This window comes from Pseudoalteromonas sp. PS1M3 (assembly GCF_016865405.1).
GTDB lineage: Bacteria > Pseudomonadota > Gammaproteobacteria > Enterobacterales > Alteromonadaceae > Pseudoalteromonas > Pseudoalteromonas marina.
Genome location: NZ_AP022626.1, coordinates 1 through 19,303, shown reverse-complemented (window position 1 = coordinate 19,303; position 19,303 = coordinate 1). Strand labels below are relative to the sequence as shown.

At 38.1% G+C, this 19,303-nt stretch carries 11 protein-coding genes and 2 pseudogenes; 8 read left to right on the top strand and 5 right to left on the bottom strand.

Annotated elements, in window-relative coordinates; translation table 11 throughout:
* Positions 1–1,373: 1,373 nt before the first annotated feature.
* Positions 1,374–1,581, bottom strand: a pseudogene (locus PS1M3_RS20180) (transposase); the annotation flags it as partial.
* A gap of 14 nt (positions 1,582–1,595) precedes the next feature.
* Between PS1M3_RS20180 and PS1M3_RS19960 the strand changes: the two are divergent.
* A complete protein-coding gene (locus PS1M3_RS19960; protein ID WP_080670035.1) occupies positions 1,596–1,823 on the top strand; it encodes a zinc ribbon domain-containing protein in 228 nt (75 codons plus the stop codon).
* A 66-nt stretch (positions 1,824–1,889) separates the two neighbouring features.
* On the opposite strand, the gene tnpA is transcribed toward PS1M3_RS19960, so the two are convergent.
* Positions 1,890–2,168, bottom strand: a complete 279-nt coding sequence (gene tnpA / locus PS1M3_RS20175; RefSeq protein ID WP_371816619.1) for an IS200/IS605 family transposase — start codon at positions 2,166–2,168, stop codon at positions 1,890–1,892.
* 570 nt (positions 2,169–2,738) lie between these two features.
* Between tnpA and PS1M3_RS19950 the strand changes: the two genes are divergently transcribed.
* Positions 2,739–4,181 carry an IS1182 family transposase gene (locus tag PS1M3_RS19950; protein WP_202819450.1) on the top strand — a complete coding sequence of 481 codons (1,443 nt, stop codon included), beginning with the start codon at positions 2,739–2,741 and terminating at the stop codon, positions 4,179–4,181.
* Between the two features lie 151 nt (positions 4,182–4,332).
* Here the strand turns inward: PS1M3_RS19950 and PS1M3_RS19945 are convergent, their stop codons facing one another.
* From PS1M3_RS19945 to PS1M3_RS19935, 3 genes are all read right to left on the bottom strand, one after another.
* Positions 4,333–5,058, bottom strand: a complete 726-nt coding sequence (locus tag PS1M3_RS19945; protein ID WP_010554743.1) for an NYN domain-containing protein — start codon at positions 5,056–5,058, stop codon at positions 4,333–4,335.
* Between the two features lie 1,003 nt (positions 5,059–6,061).
* On the bottom strand, positions 6,062–7,144 hold the full coding sequence (locus PS1M3_RS19940) for a ParB family protein (RefSeq protein ID WP_010554745.1): 1,083 nt from the start codon (positions 7,142–7,144) through the stop codon (positions 6,062–6,064).
* Between the two features lie 4 nt (positions 7,145–7,148).
* The gene (locus tag PS1M3_RS19935) at positions 7,149–8,354 is read right to left on the bottom strand and encodes a ParA family protein (protein ID WP_024606458.1); all 1,206 of its coding nucleotides are present in this window, start codon (positions 8,352–8,354) and stop codon (positions 7,149–7,151) included.
* 347 nt (positions 8,355–8,701) lie between these two features.
* Here PS1M3_RS19935 and PS1M3_RS19930 point away from each other — a divergent pair, with 347 nt between their 5' ends.
* The 6 genes and pseudogenes from PS1M3_RS19930 to PS1M3_RS19905 all read left to right on the top strand — a co-directional run bounded on the left by PS1M3_RS19930 (position 8,702) and on the right by PS1M3_RS19905 (position 19,093).
* Positions 8,702–9,775, top strand: coding sequence for a replication initiation protein (locus PS1M3_RS19930; protein ID WP_010554747.1), 1,074 nt, complete (start codon positions 8,702–8,704; stop codon positions 9,773–9,775).
* A gap of 1,089 nt (positions 9,776–10,864) precedes the next feature.
* A pseudogene (locus PS1M3_RS19925) lies at positions 10,865–11,275 on the top strand (restriction endonuclease); the annotation flags it as partial.
* A 57-nt stretch (positions 11,276–11,332) separates the two neighbouring features.
* A complete protein-coding gene (locus tag PS1M3_RS19920) occupies positions 11,333–12,904 on the top strand; it encodes a type I restriction-modification system subunit M (protein ID WP_202819457.1) in 1,572 nt (523 codons plus the stop codon).
* Positions 12,901–14,148: a restriction endonuclease subunit S gene (locus tag PS1M3_RS19915; RefSeq protein WP_202819456.1), complete on the top strand. Its 1,248-nt coding sequence runs from the start codon at positions 12,901–12,903 to the stop codon at positions 14,146–14,148. Before PS1M3_RS19920 ends, PS1M3_RS19915 begins: the two co-directional genes overlap by 4 nt.
* Before the next feature lie 6 nt (positions 14,149–14,154).
* On the top strand, positions 14,155–16,149 hold the full coding sequence (locus tag PS1M3_RS19910; RefSeq protein WP_202819455.1) for an RNA-binding domain-containing protein: 1,995 nt from the start codon (positions 14,155–14,157) through the stop codon (positions 16,147–16,149).
* Between the two features lie 55 nt (positions 16,150–16,204).
* Positions 16,205–19,093 carry a type I restriction endonuclease subunit R gene (locus PS1M3_RS19905; protein WP_202819454.1) on the top strand — a complete coding sequence of 963 codons (2,889 nt, stop codon included), beginning with the start codon at positions 16,205–16,207 and terminating at the stop codon, positions 19,091–19,093.
* Positions 19,094–19,303 lie beyond the last annotated feature (210 nt).

Here is a 19,303-nt window from a genome sequence, read left to right as displayed (position 1 = left end):
TATCTTAATTCCCCGTTCCACATGTGCAGCTTTAATTTTAAATGCACATGTATGTGCATCTTTCTTTTAGAGCTACCTTGTTTTTCTTGAAACGCTCACACCTTGCTTTGCAATTGTTCCACATGTGCATTTGTTACTAATAAATGCACATGCATGTGCATTTATTTTTTTAAAGGCGATATTTATCTTAATTCCCCGTTCCACATGTGCAGCTTTAATTAATAAATGCACATGTATATGTGCATCTTTCTTTTAGAGCTACCTTGTTTTTTTTGAGATGTTCACGCCTTGCTTTTCTCGCGTTCCGCATGTGCATTTTTTACTAATAAATGCACATGTATGTGCATTTATTTTTTTTTAAGGCGATATTTATCTTAATTCCCCGTTCCACATGTGCAGCTTTAATTTTAAATGCACATGGTAGTTATTTACATTTTTTCTTATTTATCAACCTTTCCTTAGTTGTGTGTGACCAACTACTTTTTTTGGTTTTGCGTTCGTTTCCGTTTGAAATTTTTTTACCTAAATCGTAGAGCGTCGAAATTAGTATGCTCTAATTATTAAAATTTTTTTCTTTAGTTGATAATAGGGTTATTGCTAACAGAGGTAAGGGTTTTTGATTTGGAGACTGTAGGTACAGCCTTAAAGCTGGATGACGGTGATGAAGTGCGCAATCTCCTAGCTACAAAAATAGAAAAGTCGATGCTTAGAGTTTGAGTGTAAGAAAGTAATAAGATTTTAAAAGTAGATTAGCAAAATGGTTTGAGGCTTAGGAAACACCAAATTAACTTCGGCCCTTTATTAAAACCTAGGGTGTCATGTAGGTATATAAAGAAATTTCCTACATTGAGCTACCCCTAGGTTTATCATAGACTCAATAATTTGAAAAACTGGAATTTCAAACACCTAATCAACCAAAGGACAACTCACTGCATTAGAGCGAAAAAGTAAATGGCTCAAGTTACTCAATGGTGTTTACCCAAGCAAAGAGCGATCGTGAATAGAAATAACTATGACTTTAAAGGCGCTGTAGCGAACCACGCAGCGCCAAACCAACCCCCACCAGCCAACCGTATATATTAACTTAGTATTACGCTCACAAGAAACCACAGCGCCAATTAAGCGATCGCTTAAGAGTAATACCGAGCTAAAAGAATATTGTAAAGGACAAGCAATGCAGCTCAAAACGAAAAAATTAAAAGCAGGTAAGCAAACCATTAGACTGCTCACAGTATCTGCGACTTTGGTTTTAATGTTGATAATAGCAGGGAATATTAATATTAGAGGGAAATTACCACTTGAACATTATGCTTGCGCAATCTAGCCCTTTTAAGGGCGATATTGCGCAAAAGGTAACTAGTCTTTTTTGTGACTTAAAGCCGTGATGTTTTAATAGCTCTTTCACTTGGTGGTGTGCTTTGGTTTTCGATGTACTGCTTAACCACATCCAAGCTCGTACCACCACATGACACAATAGCTAGGCGACCAAAAGTGATTACCCCAAAGCATTGTCTTTATCCGCCCCCAATACTCGCGCTTTAGCATGTATGACGATTTTCCTTTGAGCTTATCAAGCAGGGAGAGCCGTATTAAAAGTGAATCCAGCCTACACCTGTCAGGAGTGCGCCAAGTGCGATCACACTCACTCCGACAACCGAGGATCACAAGAACTATTTTTGTGCGGTAACTGTGGAAACACTGACAATGCAGATAACAACGCATCACAGGTCATTAAGAAACGGGCAATTAACCTAATATTAGAAACTGGAATGGTGTTGTCTGACGGTGGAGTTCTACCCAATAGCGCCAAGTGCTCCATCTAAATCTAATGAGCCAAAGCGAGTTAATTTAGGTGGTGGTGAAAGGCGCACCACCACGAAGTGGTGGCTTTAATCAAATCCTTCCTGCTGAGCTAAATATTGCTTCACGATTTCAAGTGGTGCACCTCCGCAACTAACCAGACAATAACTTCTGCTGTAAAAAACTGGCTTCCAGTAAAACTCACCCAAGTGTTCGGAAAACTCCTTTCGCACAAGTCTTGATGTAGCAGTTTTTAAACTGTTCACCATTTTACTTGGTTGCATCTTGGGATTAGCAGAAATTAAAAGGTGAAGGTGATCTGGCTCACCATTGCACTCCAAAAGCTCACAATCCCAAGATTTTAACAACCTTTTGTACTGAAGTTGTTCATGAACCAAGTCAGATAGTGGACGTGGAGGCAATCGTAAGACTAGCCGAGCCAAAATCTCGACTAGCGGTGTCCAACGAAGCGTCAAAAAAGAAGAGTTAGCGACTTAGGCTGTTATCTTGGAAGCTCGCTGTTGCGAGTAGTTCACATGAACCTTAGCATGTTATTAAATAATAAAATATTTCTTAAAAGTACGCATAATGATATTAGAAATCAATCTTAATCAAATCCAGTCCAAGAAGGACGGGTATTGGCCATTAATTTAAGCCTAACTCATTGGCCTTTTAAGGTGATGAGTAACAGGTGAAATATTTAAACTTCTGGCAATCTCTCGCTAAAGTAAAACTCCAACAATAAGTTGATGCTTAAATTTGCATATATGCCAGATTCGATTTTAGGGTCTGGCACGTGCCCAGACTGTGTGAAAACTCTGATCACCTTTTGGTCTAAGTATCTGCTGCTTATGATCGATTAATCTATACATTTAGTTCACTTAATATACTGATATTTATATAATAAGACTATTGATTCAGTCGAGGGTTGAGGCAATATGTCAAAGTTTATAAGCGGTGAAGATCGTAACCAATCAACGTTATTTCCAGAATCGTTGGAAGACTACGTCAGTGAAGATAATACGGTCAGAGTAATTGATGTTTTCATTGAGGAACTAAATCTAGCTGAATTGGGGTTTAAAGGATTAACCTTAAAGTCCACAGGCCGCCCTAAGTATCATCCAGCCACACTATTAAAGCTTTATCTTTATGGTTACCTCAACCGTATTCAATCATCCCGCCGATTAGAAACCGAATGCCAACGCAATATTGAACTGATGTGGCTACTTGGTAAGTTGGCACCCGACTTTAAAACGATTGCTGATTTTAGAAAAGACAACGGAGGCGGTATAAAAAATGTATGCAAAACGTTTGTTGAAGTCTGTCGTCGCCTGAATATGTTTGAGAAACCCGTTGTTGCCATCGATGGTAGTAAGTTTAAAGCTAGCAACAACAAAGGCAATAATTTTACGCCAAGCAAAGTTAAATTTCACATCGACCGAGTCGAAAAGAACATTGAACGTTATCTTGAATTACTTGATGAAGCCGATAAAGAGCAAGCTAACGTCACAAAAATTAAAGCCACAAAAGAGAGACTAGCTGACTTTCGTAGCCAGTTAAAAAAACTATACGAGATTAAAGAACAAGTTGAAGCTCATCCTGATAAGCAAATATCCACTACTGATCCTGATTCACGTTTAATGAAAACTCAAGGTTTTACAAGAGTTGTGAGTTATAACGTACAAAGTGCGGTTGATACCAAGCATCACCTCATAGTGGCGCATGACGTGACCAACGTGCCAGATAGAGGCCAGCTTGCGTCAATGACGAAACTCGCACAAGAAGCATTGCGCAAGAAAGATATACGGGTATTAGCAGATAAAGGTTACTTCAGTCAGCCTGATATAAAAGACACTATCGATTTGGGTGCAGAGCCAATCATGCCCAAGACGGATACATCGTCCTCTGAAAAGAAAGGGATATTTAACCGCTCACTTTTCAAATACGATGCAAATAAAGATATTTACTTATGCCCCGCTGGTAATGAACTTCAAAATCGAATGCAGGTATTTGAGCAAGGTAAATACCTTGATGTTTACTTCAATCACATTGCTTGTCGAGATTGTAAAATAAGAAGTCAGTGCACTAACTCTAAAAAAGACCCTAGGCGAATAAGGCGGTGGGTGCATGAGATTCTGACAGAAGAAATGCTTCAAAAGCTAAAGAATCAACCTGAATTGATGCTTCATCGAAAGCAAACTGTTGAGCACCCCTTTGGCACAATTAAACTCTGGATGGGAGCTACCCACTTACTAACACGAGGTTTAAAAAGCGTGGGGACAGAAATAAGTCTTCATGTCCTAGCTTACAACTTCAGAAGAATGATAACAATTATGGGAGTTAACGGCCTAAGTAAAGCAATTAGAGTAGCGTTGCCATAGCAGTTTCGCTCGCGCGGAGAAAATTGCGATACTGAGAAAAAATCGATCGCAACCATCTTAAATGGTTTCAAACTAAGAACATACCCAAGACAATTTATTAAAAATTAGTTTTTACACAGTCTGTGCCAATTACGGACTTTGATAACGCGCCCTACCTTGGCTTGTTAAGTTGTTTTGCTTTCTTTTTATCCCTAATCCATAAAACTGAGCCATTTGTTTTTTTCATTTCAAACAAGTCTATAGCTTGAAATAAATCACTCAACTTCTTAAAGCCATAATTACGCTGGTCAAAGGAAGCGTGATTTGAAATATGCGTACCGATTGGCCCTAACATGGCCCAGCCATCGTCTTCTTCGACAGCCTCAATTGCTTGCCTAAGCAAATTAATTAACTTAGTGTCACTTTTTATGTTCTTTTTTTGTTTTTGTATGGGGGGCTCTTTTTCGCAATCTTCGTCAAGATAGAGGAATCGTGAGCAACTATTAACGAAAGCTAGCGGTGCTTTACGTTCACCGAAGCCAATCACAAATTTACCATCAGCCAAAGAACGAGTTACCAAGGGGGTAAAATCACAGTCGGACGACACTAGGCAAATAACATCAATGTCTTTAGTGTACAGCACATCCATAACATCAATTACTAATGCCATATCCGTGGCATTCTTACCCTTGGTAAGATCGAACTGTTGCATCGGCTGTATTGCAAATTCATGAAGCACATCTTCCCACGGCTTCAGGTTTTGATTTTTCCAATTTCCATATGCTTTACGAATGTTGACTACACCATAGCGCGCCAATTCGGATAGCACTTTATCTATCTTTTGAGCAGGTGCGTTATCTGCATCAATAAATACCGCAATTTTCTCTTTATCTCTCAAAGAAGCCTCCTTGCAACTTAAATTTTGTTATGTAATTTTTTTGAACTTTAGACCAAAATCATTTTTTAAATTCAGCTTGATACAATTTAATTCCAGCACCTATGATTAACTTTCAAACGATTTCTATATCCATTGTGATGCTCTTTCACCAAAATTAATTGACTAAACTTTCCCTGGTAGAGGGTAAACTTGGTCTCCTTTAGTCTTAAAGGTTCGCCACTCCTGTCCATATTCCCATTGCTAGGGTTTACTATACAAGACCCTTTGAAGAGATGTAAACACCACCTAGATATCGATGTTCCAAGGCAATAATCGTTCAATGTCTGGCTCAGACTGACCAAATATGCCTCAGCAAGTGCAGTCCAAGCAGGACGGTGTAGTCTAAACGGGCACTAATATGCCTCAGCAAATGCAGTCCTAGCAGGACCGTGTAGTCTAAACGGGCACTAATATGCCTAGCAAGTGCAGTCCAAGCAGGACGGTGTAGTCTAAACGGGCACTAATATGCCTCAGCAAATGCAGTCCAAGCAGGACCGTGTAGTCTAAACGGGCACTAATATGCCTAGCAAGTGCAGTCCAAGCAGGACGGTGTAGTCTAAACGGGCACTAATATGCCTCAGCAAATGCACTCCAAGCAGGACGGTGTAGTCTAAGTGGGCAGATACACACCTCTCGGATGTAGTCTAAACGGGGCTGTTCACTGCATTACTAGCATTTTACCTTAGACATCTTTTGCATGAGAAGCGCCTGAATTTGGCCATTAATTTAAGCCTAACTCATTGGCCTTTTTAAGGTGATTAGTAACAGGTGAAATATTTAAACTTCTGGCAATCTCTCGATGGGATGAGTCAGGCTAGATGCTGTTGATTTATTCAGCCTGAATAACTAGAAATAAAAAACACAAAGAGACTTAAAAACAATAACTTAAAACAAATTTCCCGTTGAGGAATCTAAAAGGTATTCACTCATAAAATAAATTAGCTATGACTGAATACCTTTATTATTAAAGCGAGTCTTGCAACACTTTAGCAATAGCCTGGTCTAAAGTATCTTGTACTTCTTTTGTTAGCTGTGAAAACTCATAAGCGAATTTTCTACCTTTAACGCGCTTACGTGCATAGGTATTCTTTTTGCTAAAATTTGCAAGTGGAGTAACGATAGCCTGCTCGGTTGGCTTAGGTTTGTATGTTTTAATAGCGTCTGTAACTATTTTTAATACAGCTTCTTTATAATCGTCTTGAACTAATTCACTATTGATATTAATTATATTGCTTTCTATATCCTTTATAAATTCATTTACGTTTTCACCTAACGTTTTTTGTACTGTATTTAATACTTTGTAGTCTGAGTGTGACAATAAAGAAATATCCGGAAACAGCTCAATAATAGCACTATCGATAGAGGCAGCAGTTAGCGCCTTACTTACCTTGGCTTGGCTTAAGCCCATTTCTTCAGCTAATTCAGATTGCGTGAGTTTTTTATTATATTTTTTTTCATAAAGCTGACTTTCTAACTGACAACGCATACCTATTTCACGTAAGTTGTGCTCTTTACTAACTTGCAGCTGCTTAGCTAATGCTTTAGCGTCACCAGAGCTAATATCGTCATCTGTGACTAATATTTTAAATGAGTTAATTTTACCTGCTTCAAGCAAAAACCTAGCTCTACGCCTGGAGCCATCTAGCAGATCAATTACGCCATTAACTCTTCGGCCTATAGCTGGATAATATTGTTGTATACATAATGAGTCTAGATCTTGAAGGGATTCTTTGGTTAGACCAGATTGATCTCGACCATTCACTTCAAATGTGACCGAAGTAAGCTCTTTAACTTGCTGATAACTTAATGTAATAGGAACAAATTGCGCTATTTTTCCTGATTTTAACTTCCAGGATACACTCTCTCCAACATTACTTATCCCTAGATGGGTTTGTAATACATCCATTAGTGATAATTTAGAACCAGTGATCTCTGCTTTTAATTGCTTTGCTAGCGACTCTATATTACTTTTCTGTCCTGACTCGATTGCATCTTGCGCTCCGACTGCATTGCCAAGTGGTGATCTTATTCCACGTTTTCTAGCCATGATTTTACTCCTGCTCCTGCTCTTGCTTACGCCATACATTCACAATATCGCGCTGTAGTTGACTTGTTACTTCATAAGCATTTTGCTGTGCCACTTGGTATGACATTTTACTTTTTGGGTACTCACTTTTAGACATATCAAACACCGTTGATAATAAAGATGATGCCTGCCTTACAGCTTCACTATTTTTAAATTCTTTAGAGTATAAATAAGGTGAAAAGCTATCATTAAGGCTATTGAGTAACTCCGTTGTTGTTGAACTGTCTTTATGATTTGTAATAAGTATTTTCATGAAGTCATACCCCTGATGCTTAGCATTATTCAATAATCCCCAGACTTGCGGTATATATGAAAAATAAGAACACGTTGCATCTATGTCATTTTCTGTAATTGATAGTGGAAAAAGTACACTGGTTGCGGCGAAGTAAGCGTTATACGTTGCATAGCCTAATGATGGAGGGGTATCTATTATGATAATATCGAATTCATCTTCAACTTCATTTAAAATCTTACTCAAAATAGAGTAGGGCGAACTTAGAGACTTATTAAATACGCCTTCATGAAACCACCCCTCAATACCACGATCTGATTGTGAGGCAGGTAAAATACGGAGGTTTGGAATTGTAGTAGGTAAAAAGGCACTTGAAATAGCTTCTTTTTTAGTTTCATTTTCGTCTAATTCATAGTTTCCCATGATCAGATCGCCTACAGATAAACAACCTTCTTGTGCTGATTCAGGGGCGTAATACATTGATAGTGTAGCTTGTCCATCCATATCAATAAGGCCTACGCGATACTCTTGATGAAACTCAGTAGCTAGTCCTGAACCTATTGTTGCACTTGACACTGTTTTACCAACACCACCTTTTTGATTCTGAATCACTATAATCTGTGCTTTCTGCTTATCACTACGTTTGAACTTAGGTTCTTTACGTAATTCAACAGAGAGCGAATCTCTTACTTTATAAATTTCTTCGATGTCAATTGACCACTGTGCATCTTCGTGTCTACGTGGGTCAATACCCAGTGAAGCGCAATACCTATCTAAAGTTTTTACATCAATATCTAAATATATAGATGCTTCAGCTCGCGTAAAACTTCTAAGCTCCTTACGATGATTTACTAAAAGCCTCTGATTGCGTCTTTTTATATAGCGATCAGCGCCTTCCTTTAAATCTTGAAAAATGTGAGTAGTCTTTTCAATGGTCATAGATGAATCCCTTTTTATTTAAAACAAGTGTATCCCTTGTTTTTTGAGTTGTCCATGTATTTTAGAGGTATTTGATTTTTTTAGTTTTATAATTTGAGTTATTCACATTGAATAATTACCAAAAAAGAAGCCGTAGGTGTTGGCAAATGTGGCTTGTAGGTAAAATACAACTTGAGGAATATTTTTATCGTTATTTTAAAAAATGACTATTGAAATACAAGCTCCCCTCATCATCGAAATATAAGCTAATTAGAGAGTATATTTTAATGTCTAATATGTGTAATCTAGTAAAAACACCAAGAATATGTCATCAACTAGCAAATACAGTCTCGACATTGGAAGAAGAAATGAGTATCGATGAGAAAAAGAAAGTAGTTTCAAGGGATTCTCTTCCTAAACACATAAAAAAGAGCCATCAGATAGTATTTAGTCGCCAAGATTTATCTGCCCGTGAAGCAGATATATTTGCACTCATGATTGCAACTATGAAAGAAAGTGATTGGGTTGGAACAACCCCTAAATACGAGTTTTCAGCATCTCAGCTCTCCAATTGGCTCAATATAGCGCCAAAACATATAGCGACATACCTTAACCCTGTAGCTATGCGGCTATCACGATATAGCGTTGGTATAAAAACTGAAGATGGTAATGGTGAAATTGAATTTGACTATAAACCAATATTTAAAAATATAAGCTATAAAAACCGCACATTTACAATGATACCTAATGATCTTCTGAAGTCTGAGTTTATAGAGTATAAGCAAGGATTTGCGCTGATCAATACCACAAGCTTTTTATGCATAAAACAGGAATACGCAAAGCGACTCTATGAAATACTTAGTAGGTTTAAAGAGCCCGGCTACGAAATGCACTTGATTAAGCTTGATGAACTAAAAGGTTTATTTGGTCTATATGATGAAAAAGGGAATTTAAAATCAGATAAATTATCTTTTAAAAATAATGGGGTTTTTATGCAGAGATGCATTAGAAGCAGCATTGATATTCTCAAGGCCAATCCTACAACAAATAAAGAGCTATTATTTTATGAAAGTGCTAATGGTGAAGTTGGCTACGAATTAAAAAAACAAGGCAACAAAATCATAGCTATCAAATTCCTTATGAGTTGGATAACAAAAGGCAATATTGAGGAATTTAATGAACGCGATGCTATTACAACTATTAAAAAGCTAGAGCTTAAAAGGCAGCAATTAAAGTCTGAAGGCAATGGTAAAAAATTATCAACTGCAGAACTTAAACTGTTACTTTCTGCATACAATTACACTGGTAATGAGAAGCTATCTAATAAAATAGCTACAACCTTGATTGAAAGGCGTAATAACCGCGCAGAACAAGCATCCAGCAAAGAAGAAATAGATATTGCGAATAAACTGACTATAGATAATTTAGATATTCCATATTAAAAAGCATATTACATATTTTTGGTATGTGCTCTCAATAACACCAAAAATATGTAATGTAGACCTATTTTTAATAACTTCCCATAAAATACGACGAATATAGCCCTACAAATAAATAAAACACCAAGAATATGTTATGTACATACAAAGGTACAAGCTCTCAACACCAAAAATATGTTGCATACCTACAAAAATAGTACATGCAAAGATATAATCTCCATGATAAGAAATATGTTACATACACAAAAAAATGTTACATACAAAAATATAATCCCTCAACACCAAAAATATGTTGCGTACATGCAAAGATATAACCCCTAACACCAAAAATATGTTGCATACCTACAAAAATAGTACATGCAAAGATATAATCTCCATGATAAGAAATATGTTACACACACAAAAAAATGTTACATACAAAAATATAATCCCTCAACACCAAAAATATGTTGCGTACATGCAAAGATATAACCCCTAACACCAAAAATATGTTGCATACCTACAAAAATAGTACATGCAAAGATATAATCTCCATGATAAGAAATATGTTACACACACAAAAAAATGTTACATACAAAAATATAATCCCTCAACACCAAAAATATGTTACATACATACAAAGATACAAGCTCTCAACACCAAAAATATGTTACGCATATACACAAATACAAACTTTCAACCTCAGAATTGTGTTAAATATATTAAAAAAGAGCTTAATCTATCATTTTGCATGCTAGCAATGAGACATATACTATAAAAATAGTGTATGTCGTCAGAACCTTATTCTAAAAAAGAACACCAAATATATGTAATCTAAACACCAAATATATGTAATCTAAACACCAAATATATGATCCGAAACACCAAATATATGATCTAAAACACCAAATATATGATCCGAAACACCAAATATATGATCTGCTATCATCTTTTTATCTTTTAATAACAATAACTTACAGGCGACTATAGTTATTATAGATCTTATAGTTTTAATAGATTTAATAGAATTAATAGGTACTGTGGATATGTGAATAAGTTAATGACGATTCTAACGAGTTAATTGGATCAACATCTTACTAACTCATTGGTGATGTAGTCGATTTAATGCTAGCCATGGGGTACGGTGGCTCTCGCAAAGATGCAGGGCAAGCCACACAATATACTCAAGACGGTGGTATTGATGGGGTGATCAAAGAAGATAAACTCGGCCTCGAAATGATATACTTGCAAGCCAAACGCTACACCAACAAAACCGTAGGTAGGCCAGATATACAGGCCTTTGCAGGTGCGCTAGATATGCACCGTGCAAAAAAAGGCGTATTCATCACTACCAGCAGCTTTAGTAAAGACGCACTTGAATACGTAGGTATGATTAAAAAGCGTATTGTACTGGTGGACGGTAAACAGCTTACAGAGCTAATGCTTACCCATAACTTAGGCGTTAGCACCAAACAAGTATTTGAAGTAAAAGCGCTCGATAGCGATTACTTTTTAGAAGATTAACACGCACGTGCAGTGCGTATGTAGAAGCTCTACACAACTAATTAAGAGATTAGATTAATGGTTCAACAACACCAACAAGAATTAAAAAAGCAGCTTTGGAATATTGCTAACAGCTTGCGTGGCAATATGTCGGCTGATGACTTTCGTGATTACATACTTGGGCTTATTTTTTATAAATACCTGTCAGATAAGCTCAATACCTATGCTGATCAGCTACTAAGTGAAGACGGTATTGTATTTGCTAAAATTGACGAAACAACAGCACAGGGCCAAGAGTACTTAGAAGCAGTACAAGAAGAGGCACTTGATAAGTTAGGTTACTTCTTTAAACCTGCAGAGTTGTTTCATGTACTCGCTGAGCGCGGTGCTAACGATAAGTTTATTTTAGACGATGTAACCAACGTACTTAACCATATTGAACAAAGCACTATGGGCGCAGACAGCGCCGATGATTTTAACGGCTTGTTTGACGAGCTAGACCTAACCTCTAACAAGTTAGGTAAAACACCCGATGCGCGTAACAAGTTAATAGCCAAAGTATTAGAGCACCTTGATAACATCGACTTTCACCTAGAAAGCAGCGAAATAGACATACTTGGCGACGCTTACGAATACCTTATTGGTATGTTTGCCAGTGGCGCGGGTAAAAAAGCAGGCGAGTTTTATACGCCACAAATGGTGTCAAAGTTACTAGCAAAATTAGTCACCTTAAATAACCCGCATATTAAATCGGTTTACGACCCTACTTGTGGCTCGGGCTCATTGTTGTTACGTGTTGCTAAAGAGGCCAACAACCCTGATTTAAAATTTTACGGCCAAGAGCAAAACCCAAGTACCTACAACCTAGCCCGTATGAACATGATTATGCACGACGTGCATTACACTAAGTTCGATATTCAAAACGACGACACTTTAGAAGTTCCTGCACACATTGAGCAGCGCTTTAGTGCCGTGGTCGCTAACCCGCCATTTTCAGCAAGCTGGTCTGCCAACCCGCTACACATGAATAACGAGCGCTTTGCCGACTACGGTAAGCTGGCACCAAAAGGTAAAGCCGACTTTGCTTTTGTACAACACATGATCCACCAGCTTGACGACAACGGCACAATGGCGGTGGTATTACCGCACGGCGTGTTGTTTCGTGGTGCTGCCGAAGGGCATATACGCAAACATCTTATTAAAGAAAAAAACTACCTTGATATGGTAATAGGCTTACCTGCTAATATCTTTTTTGGCACGTCTATTCCTACCTGTGTGTTGGTGCTAAACAAACACCGTAAAGCCGACGACAACGTATTGTTTATAGATGCTAGCAATCACTTTGAAAAAGGCACTAACAACAACGTAATACGTGAGGAAGACTTACAGCGTATTTTAGATGCTGTAAGTAAACGCGAGTTTATTGATAAATATGCATTTGCCGCCACGCAAATCGATTTAGCTGAAAACGATTACAACCTTAATATTCCGCGCTACGTAGATACCTTTGCAGATGAAGAGCCTGTTGATTTGAGTGAGGTTGCAAAGCAGTTGATCGCAATTGATAAAGCGATGCTTGAAACAGATAAAACAATTGCAGGTTTTTGTAATGAGTTGAAGATAGATAGCCCGTCTGGAGTAGGACTGTGAATATTACATATTTGAAAACTCGCTTCAAAGGATATTCTCAGCCACCTGTAATGCTAAAGCTTGGGGATATCTGTAAAGTAAACCAAGGCTTACAAATACCTATTTCAGATAGATATTTGGAGCCAGTACCAGAGTGCCAATTTTATATAACAAATGAGTTTTTGAAGCAGGGTAGTAAAAAACGTTTTTACATTAAAAACCCTCCAGCCTCAGTCGTATGTGATGAAAAAGATATATTGATGACTAGGACAGGTAATACAGGTCAAGTCGTAACAGGAGTTTCTGGAGCATTCCATAACAATTTTTTTAAAATAAATTATGATAATAAAAAATATTACAAAAATTATTTAGTTCAATATCTTAGAAGCCCTAAAATTCAAAATAATATAATGAAGTTGGCAGGTAGCTCTACGATCCCTGACTTAAATCACTCTGATTTCTATAGTATTTTGATACCTAGTATTGAGCTGGACGAACAGCAAAAAATAGCTGACTTCTTATCTTCAGTTGATACTAAAATCAGTCAGCTAACTGAAAAGCATCGTTTATTAAAAGGCTATAAAAAAGGCGTAATGCAACAAATTTTCAGCCAACAAATTCGTTTTAAAAACGATGATGGAAATGATTTTACTGATTGGGAAGAAAAATCGCTTGGAAGCTTATTTGACTGGATAAGAACTAATAACCTTTCTCGTGAAAAATTATCGGAAAATGTAACAGCACTGCAAAATATTCATTATGGTGATATACATACGAAATACCATTCTCAATTTGTTCAAATAAGAGAGAATATTCCGTATGTTGTTGATGCCGAAATAGGTAAATTGGTAAGTCAGGCTGATTTTTGTAAGAACGGTGATATTGTGATTGCGGATGCATCTGAGGATTATGCTGATATAGGAAAGGCAATTGAAATAATAAGTGTTAAAGAAGGTACATTAGTAGCCGGTTTACATACTTATATAGCGCGCCCTAAAAATAAATTTGCTTCGGGTTATCTTGGTTATTTATTCCAATTTAATGGTACGAGAAAGCAGGTACAAAAATTAGCACAAGGCGTTTCAGTTTTAGGAATATCTAAAGGGAACATCGAAACTATAAAGTTATCAGTGCCACATATTGACGAACAGAAAAAAATAGCGCAGTTCTTACAATCACTCGATAAAAAAATAGACGCTGTTAACGATCAAATAGAACAAACTAAGCTATTTAAAAAAGGCTTACTGCAGCAAATGTTTGTGTGAGAAATAATGACCAATAAAATTAACGACAATCCAATAGCTAACATTATTGATATTCAAACTTTGCAAGAAAGCGTAGAAGTTGAGTGCAAGCTTGCTGGTGGCCGCGATGGCAGTGGTGCAGTGCCTAACGATATGTGGGAAACCTATAGCGCGTTTGCCAATACCCGTGGTGGCTTAATTTTATTAGGCATTAAAGAAAAAAAAGGCAAGTTTACCGTTGAGGGCATAACAAACCCAGCGCCGCTAATTAAGAATATTTGGGATACGGTTAACAACCCAAATAAAGTGAGTGTTAATTTACTCAGCGAAAGCGACGTGCGTATTGAAACACTTGAAGGCAAATCGGTTATTGCGATTACTGTACCACGCGCCCCGCGTCAAAGCCGCCCTGTATTTATAAATGCGAATCCGCTCAATGGGACCTATCAGCGCCGTTACGAGGCCGATCAAAAGTGTTTGCCACCGGCAGTAAATAAAATGCTGGCAGAGCAAGAAGAAGTACGCGACAACAGAATTTTAGAGCACTTTACCCTTGATGACATAGACCCCGAAAGCCTGCGCATTTATAGGCAAATGTTTGTTGATGCCAAGCCACAACACCCTTTTTTAGAATTGAGTGACCAAGAGTTTTTACGCTCAATTCGTGGCTGGCAAAAAGACCGCGCAACAGGTAAAGCGGGTTTAACCCTTGCAGGCATAGTGATGTTTGGTAAGTGGGATGCGATTCAAGATGCGTTGCCTAGTTTTGCACTCGATTATCAAGAAAAAGACGACAGTACACACCGCTGGATAGACCGTATTTATACTGATGGTTCTTGGTCGGGCAATGCTTTTGATTTTTATCGTAAGGTGTATCGTAAACTTACGGCAGATTTAAAAGTAGGGTTTAGCTTAACCGATGACGGCCAACGACAAGATACCACGCCTGCGCATGAGGCCATTCGAGAAGCACTTGTTAATACACTGGCACATGCAGAGTTTAATACCGAAAGTAATATTTTAATTGAAAAACACCCTGACTTTATCGGCTTTAGAAACGCAGGGCTAATGCGTATACCTGTGCATGAAGCTAAGGCGGGGGGGAATAGCCAGTGCCGCAACCCAGCTATACATCAAATGTTTTTAAATATTGGTTTAAGCGAAAAAGCAGGGTCGGGTATTCCTAAAATATACAGTAACTGTAAAGCGCAAAACTGGCAGCCACCGCATATGTATGAAAAGGATGAGCTGAATCAAACCTTTTTAGAGTTGCGCATGGTTAATATTGTGTCGCCTGAGCTTGATAAGCGCCTTACAGATACCTTTGGTAGTGGCTACAAAAAGCTGAGCGAGCTTAAGCGAACTATTTTGATTACCGCCATTACTGAGTCATGGTTTAACCACGAGCGTATTTGCTCGTTGACCTCAGAGCATACAAGAGAAGTGACACTTGCGTTAAGTCAGTTAGTTAATGCAGGGTACTTAGAGTCGGCAGGCCAGCACAGAGGTAAGATATATCACTTAAAAGGGATACAAATCCCTACGCCTGATAATGATGCCGGTAAGAGTATTACGTTTGTAGCCTCTCCGAAGTTAGATCAGCTTTCACTGTTTGAAGGTCCGGAGTTAAATAGCGAAGGTCCGGACCTAGATAGCGAAGGTCCGGAGTTAAGCAATGAAGGTCCGGACCTAGCTTTAAATACTCCGGACCAAGACAATACAGAAGTAGAGACACCTGAAGCTAATGAGTTATGGAGTTCACTATGGGTTATAGGTGAGCAAGTACGATCTGCCTCAAGTAGAAAGCAGAAGTCTGAGGTAGAACAAGCAATAATAGCCCTATGTAAAGAAGCACAGCCGCACTGTTTAAGGTTGGGTGATATAGCACAGCTGCTAGGAATGAAGCCCGACACGCTAAGACGTAATTACTTAAGTAAAATGGTTAAAGAGCAGGTATTGTTTTTGGCATATCCAACAATACCTAATCACCCAGAACAGGGTTATAAGTTACATAAAGATTAGCAATAAAGCTGTGAATGTATTGCACAAGGCTAGCACCAAGGAATTGTAGGTATAAATGAATTATCAAAGTGAACAACAATTAGAAGATAACTTAATTGCACAGCTTAGCGAGCAAGGCTTTACGCGCGTAATTTTAAAGGACAACGCCGCACTTGAGGTCAATCTTAAGCAGCAGCTTGAAAAAGTGAATAGCTGTACATTAAGCGATACTGAGTTTACACAAATATTGGGTAAGCTTGGTAAAGGTAATATATTTGCAAAAGCCAAAATACTGCGGGACCAACTTGATGTAACACTTGATAACGGCGACAGCAAGCACTTAACTTTATTATTTGATGAGCCGCAGCTAAATAGCTTTCAGGTAGCGCAACAAATTACAGTAAAGGGCACATACACTAACCGATACGATGTAACGCTATTAGTTAATGGCTTGCCGCTGATACAAATAGAGCTAAAACGCCGTGGTATTGAACTAAAAGAAGCGTTTAACCAGATTAAGCGTTATCAAAAGCATTCGTTTCATGCCAACCATGGTTTGTTTAACTATGTGCAGCTGTTTGTAATGTCGAATGGGGTTAATAGCCAGTACTTTTCTAACAATAGTGAAATGTCGGCTAAGCAAACCTTTGACTGGACTGATAATGAAAATAATAAAATAAGCCAGTTACATGACTTTGCCGAAGCATTTTTAACGCCTTCGCACTTAACGCATATGCTAACCAAGTACATAGTGCTTAATGAAACAGGTAAGTACTTAATGGTGCTTAGGCCGTACCAGTTTTATGCAGTAGAAGCGATTGTAGAGCAAGTTAAAACCACAACTGATAATGGCTATATTTGGCATACAACGGGCTCGGGTAAAACATTAACCTCGTTTAAAGCGGCGCAAATTATGACCTCGCTGAGTGAGGTTGATAAAGTAGTATTTGTAGTAGACCGTAAAGACCTAGACTACCAAACAGCGCTTGAGTTTAATGCGTTTGTAAAAGGCTCTGTAGACAGCACCGACAACACCAGCATGTTGTTCCACCAGCTGTTAGATAAGCCTATGAAAGGCAAAAAGGTTAATCAAAATCGTAATACTAAGCTGGTGGTAACTACACTACAAAAGCTTAATAACGTGGTGACTAAACAGCGCTATTTAAAAGAAATGCAAAGCCTGCAGGATAAGCGCATTGTGTTTATATTTGACGAGTGCCACCGCAGCCAATTTGGTGATACACATAAAAATATTACCGAATTTTTTAATAACGCGCAGTTGTTTGGTTTTACGGGTACGCCTATATTTGCCGACAACGCCGTTGCTAAAAACTCAGTTAAACGCACCACAAAAGATTTGTTTGGTGAGTGCTTACATCCTTATGTAATTGTGGATGCAATACGCGACGCTAACGTGCTTAAGTTTGCTATTGAGTACGTTGGGCGTTACCAATACAAAGATGGCTCTAACAACAACCTAGACATTGAAGTTGAAGACATCGACACCAAAGAGCTTTTAACCTCTCCTGCGCGCTTAGATAAAATAACCGATTACATTATTTCCCAGCATAATCGTAAAACGCATAGTCGTGAGTTTAACGCTATGTTTTGTGTTTCAAGTGTGGCTGAGCTTATTCAATACTATGAGCTATTTGCAGCGAAAAAGGCACAGGGAAAACATAACCTTAAAATTGCCACCATATTTAGCTATGAGGCTAATGAAGAGGAAGAATACGAACTAGGTAATAGTGATGACCCAAGCATTAAAGAAGCCTCTGTTAAGTATTTAAATGAAGGGCAAGCCGTCAAGCTACATAGCCGCGATAAGTTAGACTTATTCATTAACGACTACAATGCTATGTTTGGTACAAGCTACTCCACCAAAGACAGTAAGTTATTTGAAGACTACTACAAAAATATATCTAAGCGCGTTAAAGCCAAAGAGATTGATATATTGCTGGTGGTGAATATGTTTTTAACCGGCTTTGATGCCCCAAAAATCAATACGTTGTACGTTGATAAAAACCTTAAATATCATGGTTTGGTGCAGGCCTTCTCGCGCACTAATCGATTATTGGGTGAAACTAAATCGCACGGCAATATAGTGTGTTTTAGAAACCTTAAAAAAGCTGCTGACATTGCTTTTACGCTGTTTTCAAACAAGCAGCCTAAAGAATATATAGAAACCCCTTCGTATAATGAGCTACTAGTCGATTTTAACGACGCCTATGGTGCGCTAATCGCAATTACGCCTACCGTTGACTCAGTTAATGCTTTACCTGATGAAGAAGCTCAGGCGTTGTTTGTGAGGCAGTTTCGTGAGCTTATGCGCTTAAAGAACATGTTAAGCAACTTTGCTGATTTTGATATGGACTCAACCGCTATGGGCGAGCAAGAGTTTCAAGATTATACGAGTAAGTATGCCGACCTTGGCAGGCAGCTACGTGAGAACTCAAGTAAAGAAAAAGTATCGGTTTTAGATGACGTTGATTTTGAACTAGAGCTACTACACAGTGATATAGTAAATGTAACCTATATTTTGCAGTTATTGCGAGAGTTACACGGCGAAGAAAGCGGCGACGAAAAAGCCCGTAAACGTCAAGTAATAGCAAACCTTATAGCCACAGATCCAACCTTATTAAGTAAAAAAGCACTTATAGATAAGTTTATGGACGAGCACTTACAAGGCATACCTGCCAGTGCTGACGTTGATGAAGAGTTTGAGCTTTATTGGGAAAAAGAAAAGCGCCTAGAGCTTGAGAGGTTTGCCCACGAGCAAAAGTTAAACCAAGATCGCCTAGAAAAGCTAGTAACGCGTTATGAGCTAAGTGACGAAATGCCACTAAGGGATGACTTTGCTGATGTACTAGAAACCAAACCCAGCCTTTTACAACGCAGAAGAATACTGCCAGTAATAACGGATAAATTTAAACACTTTGTTGATACGTTTATCGCAGGGTTTTAAAGGAGTGAGGTGTTTTTCGTAAACCGTGAACGGTTTGTTAGGGACGTATAAGAAAAAATGTTGTATTTATGAATTTCGAACGTATTTGGAGTGAGTTTACGAAAGCTATATCTTAGTGTAGCAGGGCAACGTGTATTGAAATTACACAACAAAGTATAAAAATGAGACTGTAAAGCCAGATAACTTTCTGGGCTAGTTTTTTCGGCCGCT

What these genes read in the sequence shown, in the direction of transcription:
- PS1M3_RS19950 (WP_202819450.1), top strand. Translation starts at nt 2,739, where the DNA reads ATGTCAAAGTTTATAAGCGGTGAAGATCGTAACCAATCAACGTTATTT.
- PS1M3_RS19940 (WP_010554745.1), bottom strand. Translation starts at nt 7,144, where the DNA reads ATGGCTAGAAAACGTGGAATAAGATCACCACTTGGCAATGCAGTCGGA.
- PS1M3_RS19935 (WP_024606458.1), bottom strand. Translation starts at nt 8,354, where the DNA reads ATGACCATTGAAAAGACTACTCACATTTTTCAAGATTTAAAGGAAGGC.
- PS1M3_RS19930 (WP_010554747.1), top strand. Translation starts at nt 8,702, where the DNA reads ATGAGTATCGATGAGAAAAAGAAAGTAGTTTCAAGGGATTCTCTTCCT.
- PS1M3_RS19920 (WP_202819457.1), top strand. Translation starts at nt 11,333, where the DNA reads ATGGTTCAACAACACCAACAAGAATTAAAAAAGCAGCTTTGGAATATT.
- PS1M3_RS19910 (WP_202819455.1), top strand. Translation starts at nt 14,155, where the DNA reads ATGACCAATAAAATTAACGACAATCCAATAGCTAACATTATTGATATT.
- PS1M3_RS19905 (WP_202819454.1), top strand. Translation starts at nt 16,205, where the DNA reads ATGAATTATCAAAGTGAACAACAATTAGAAGATAACTTAATTGCACAG.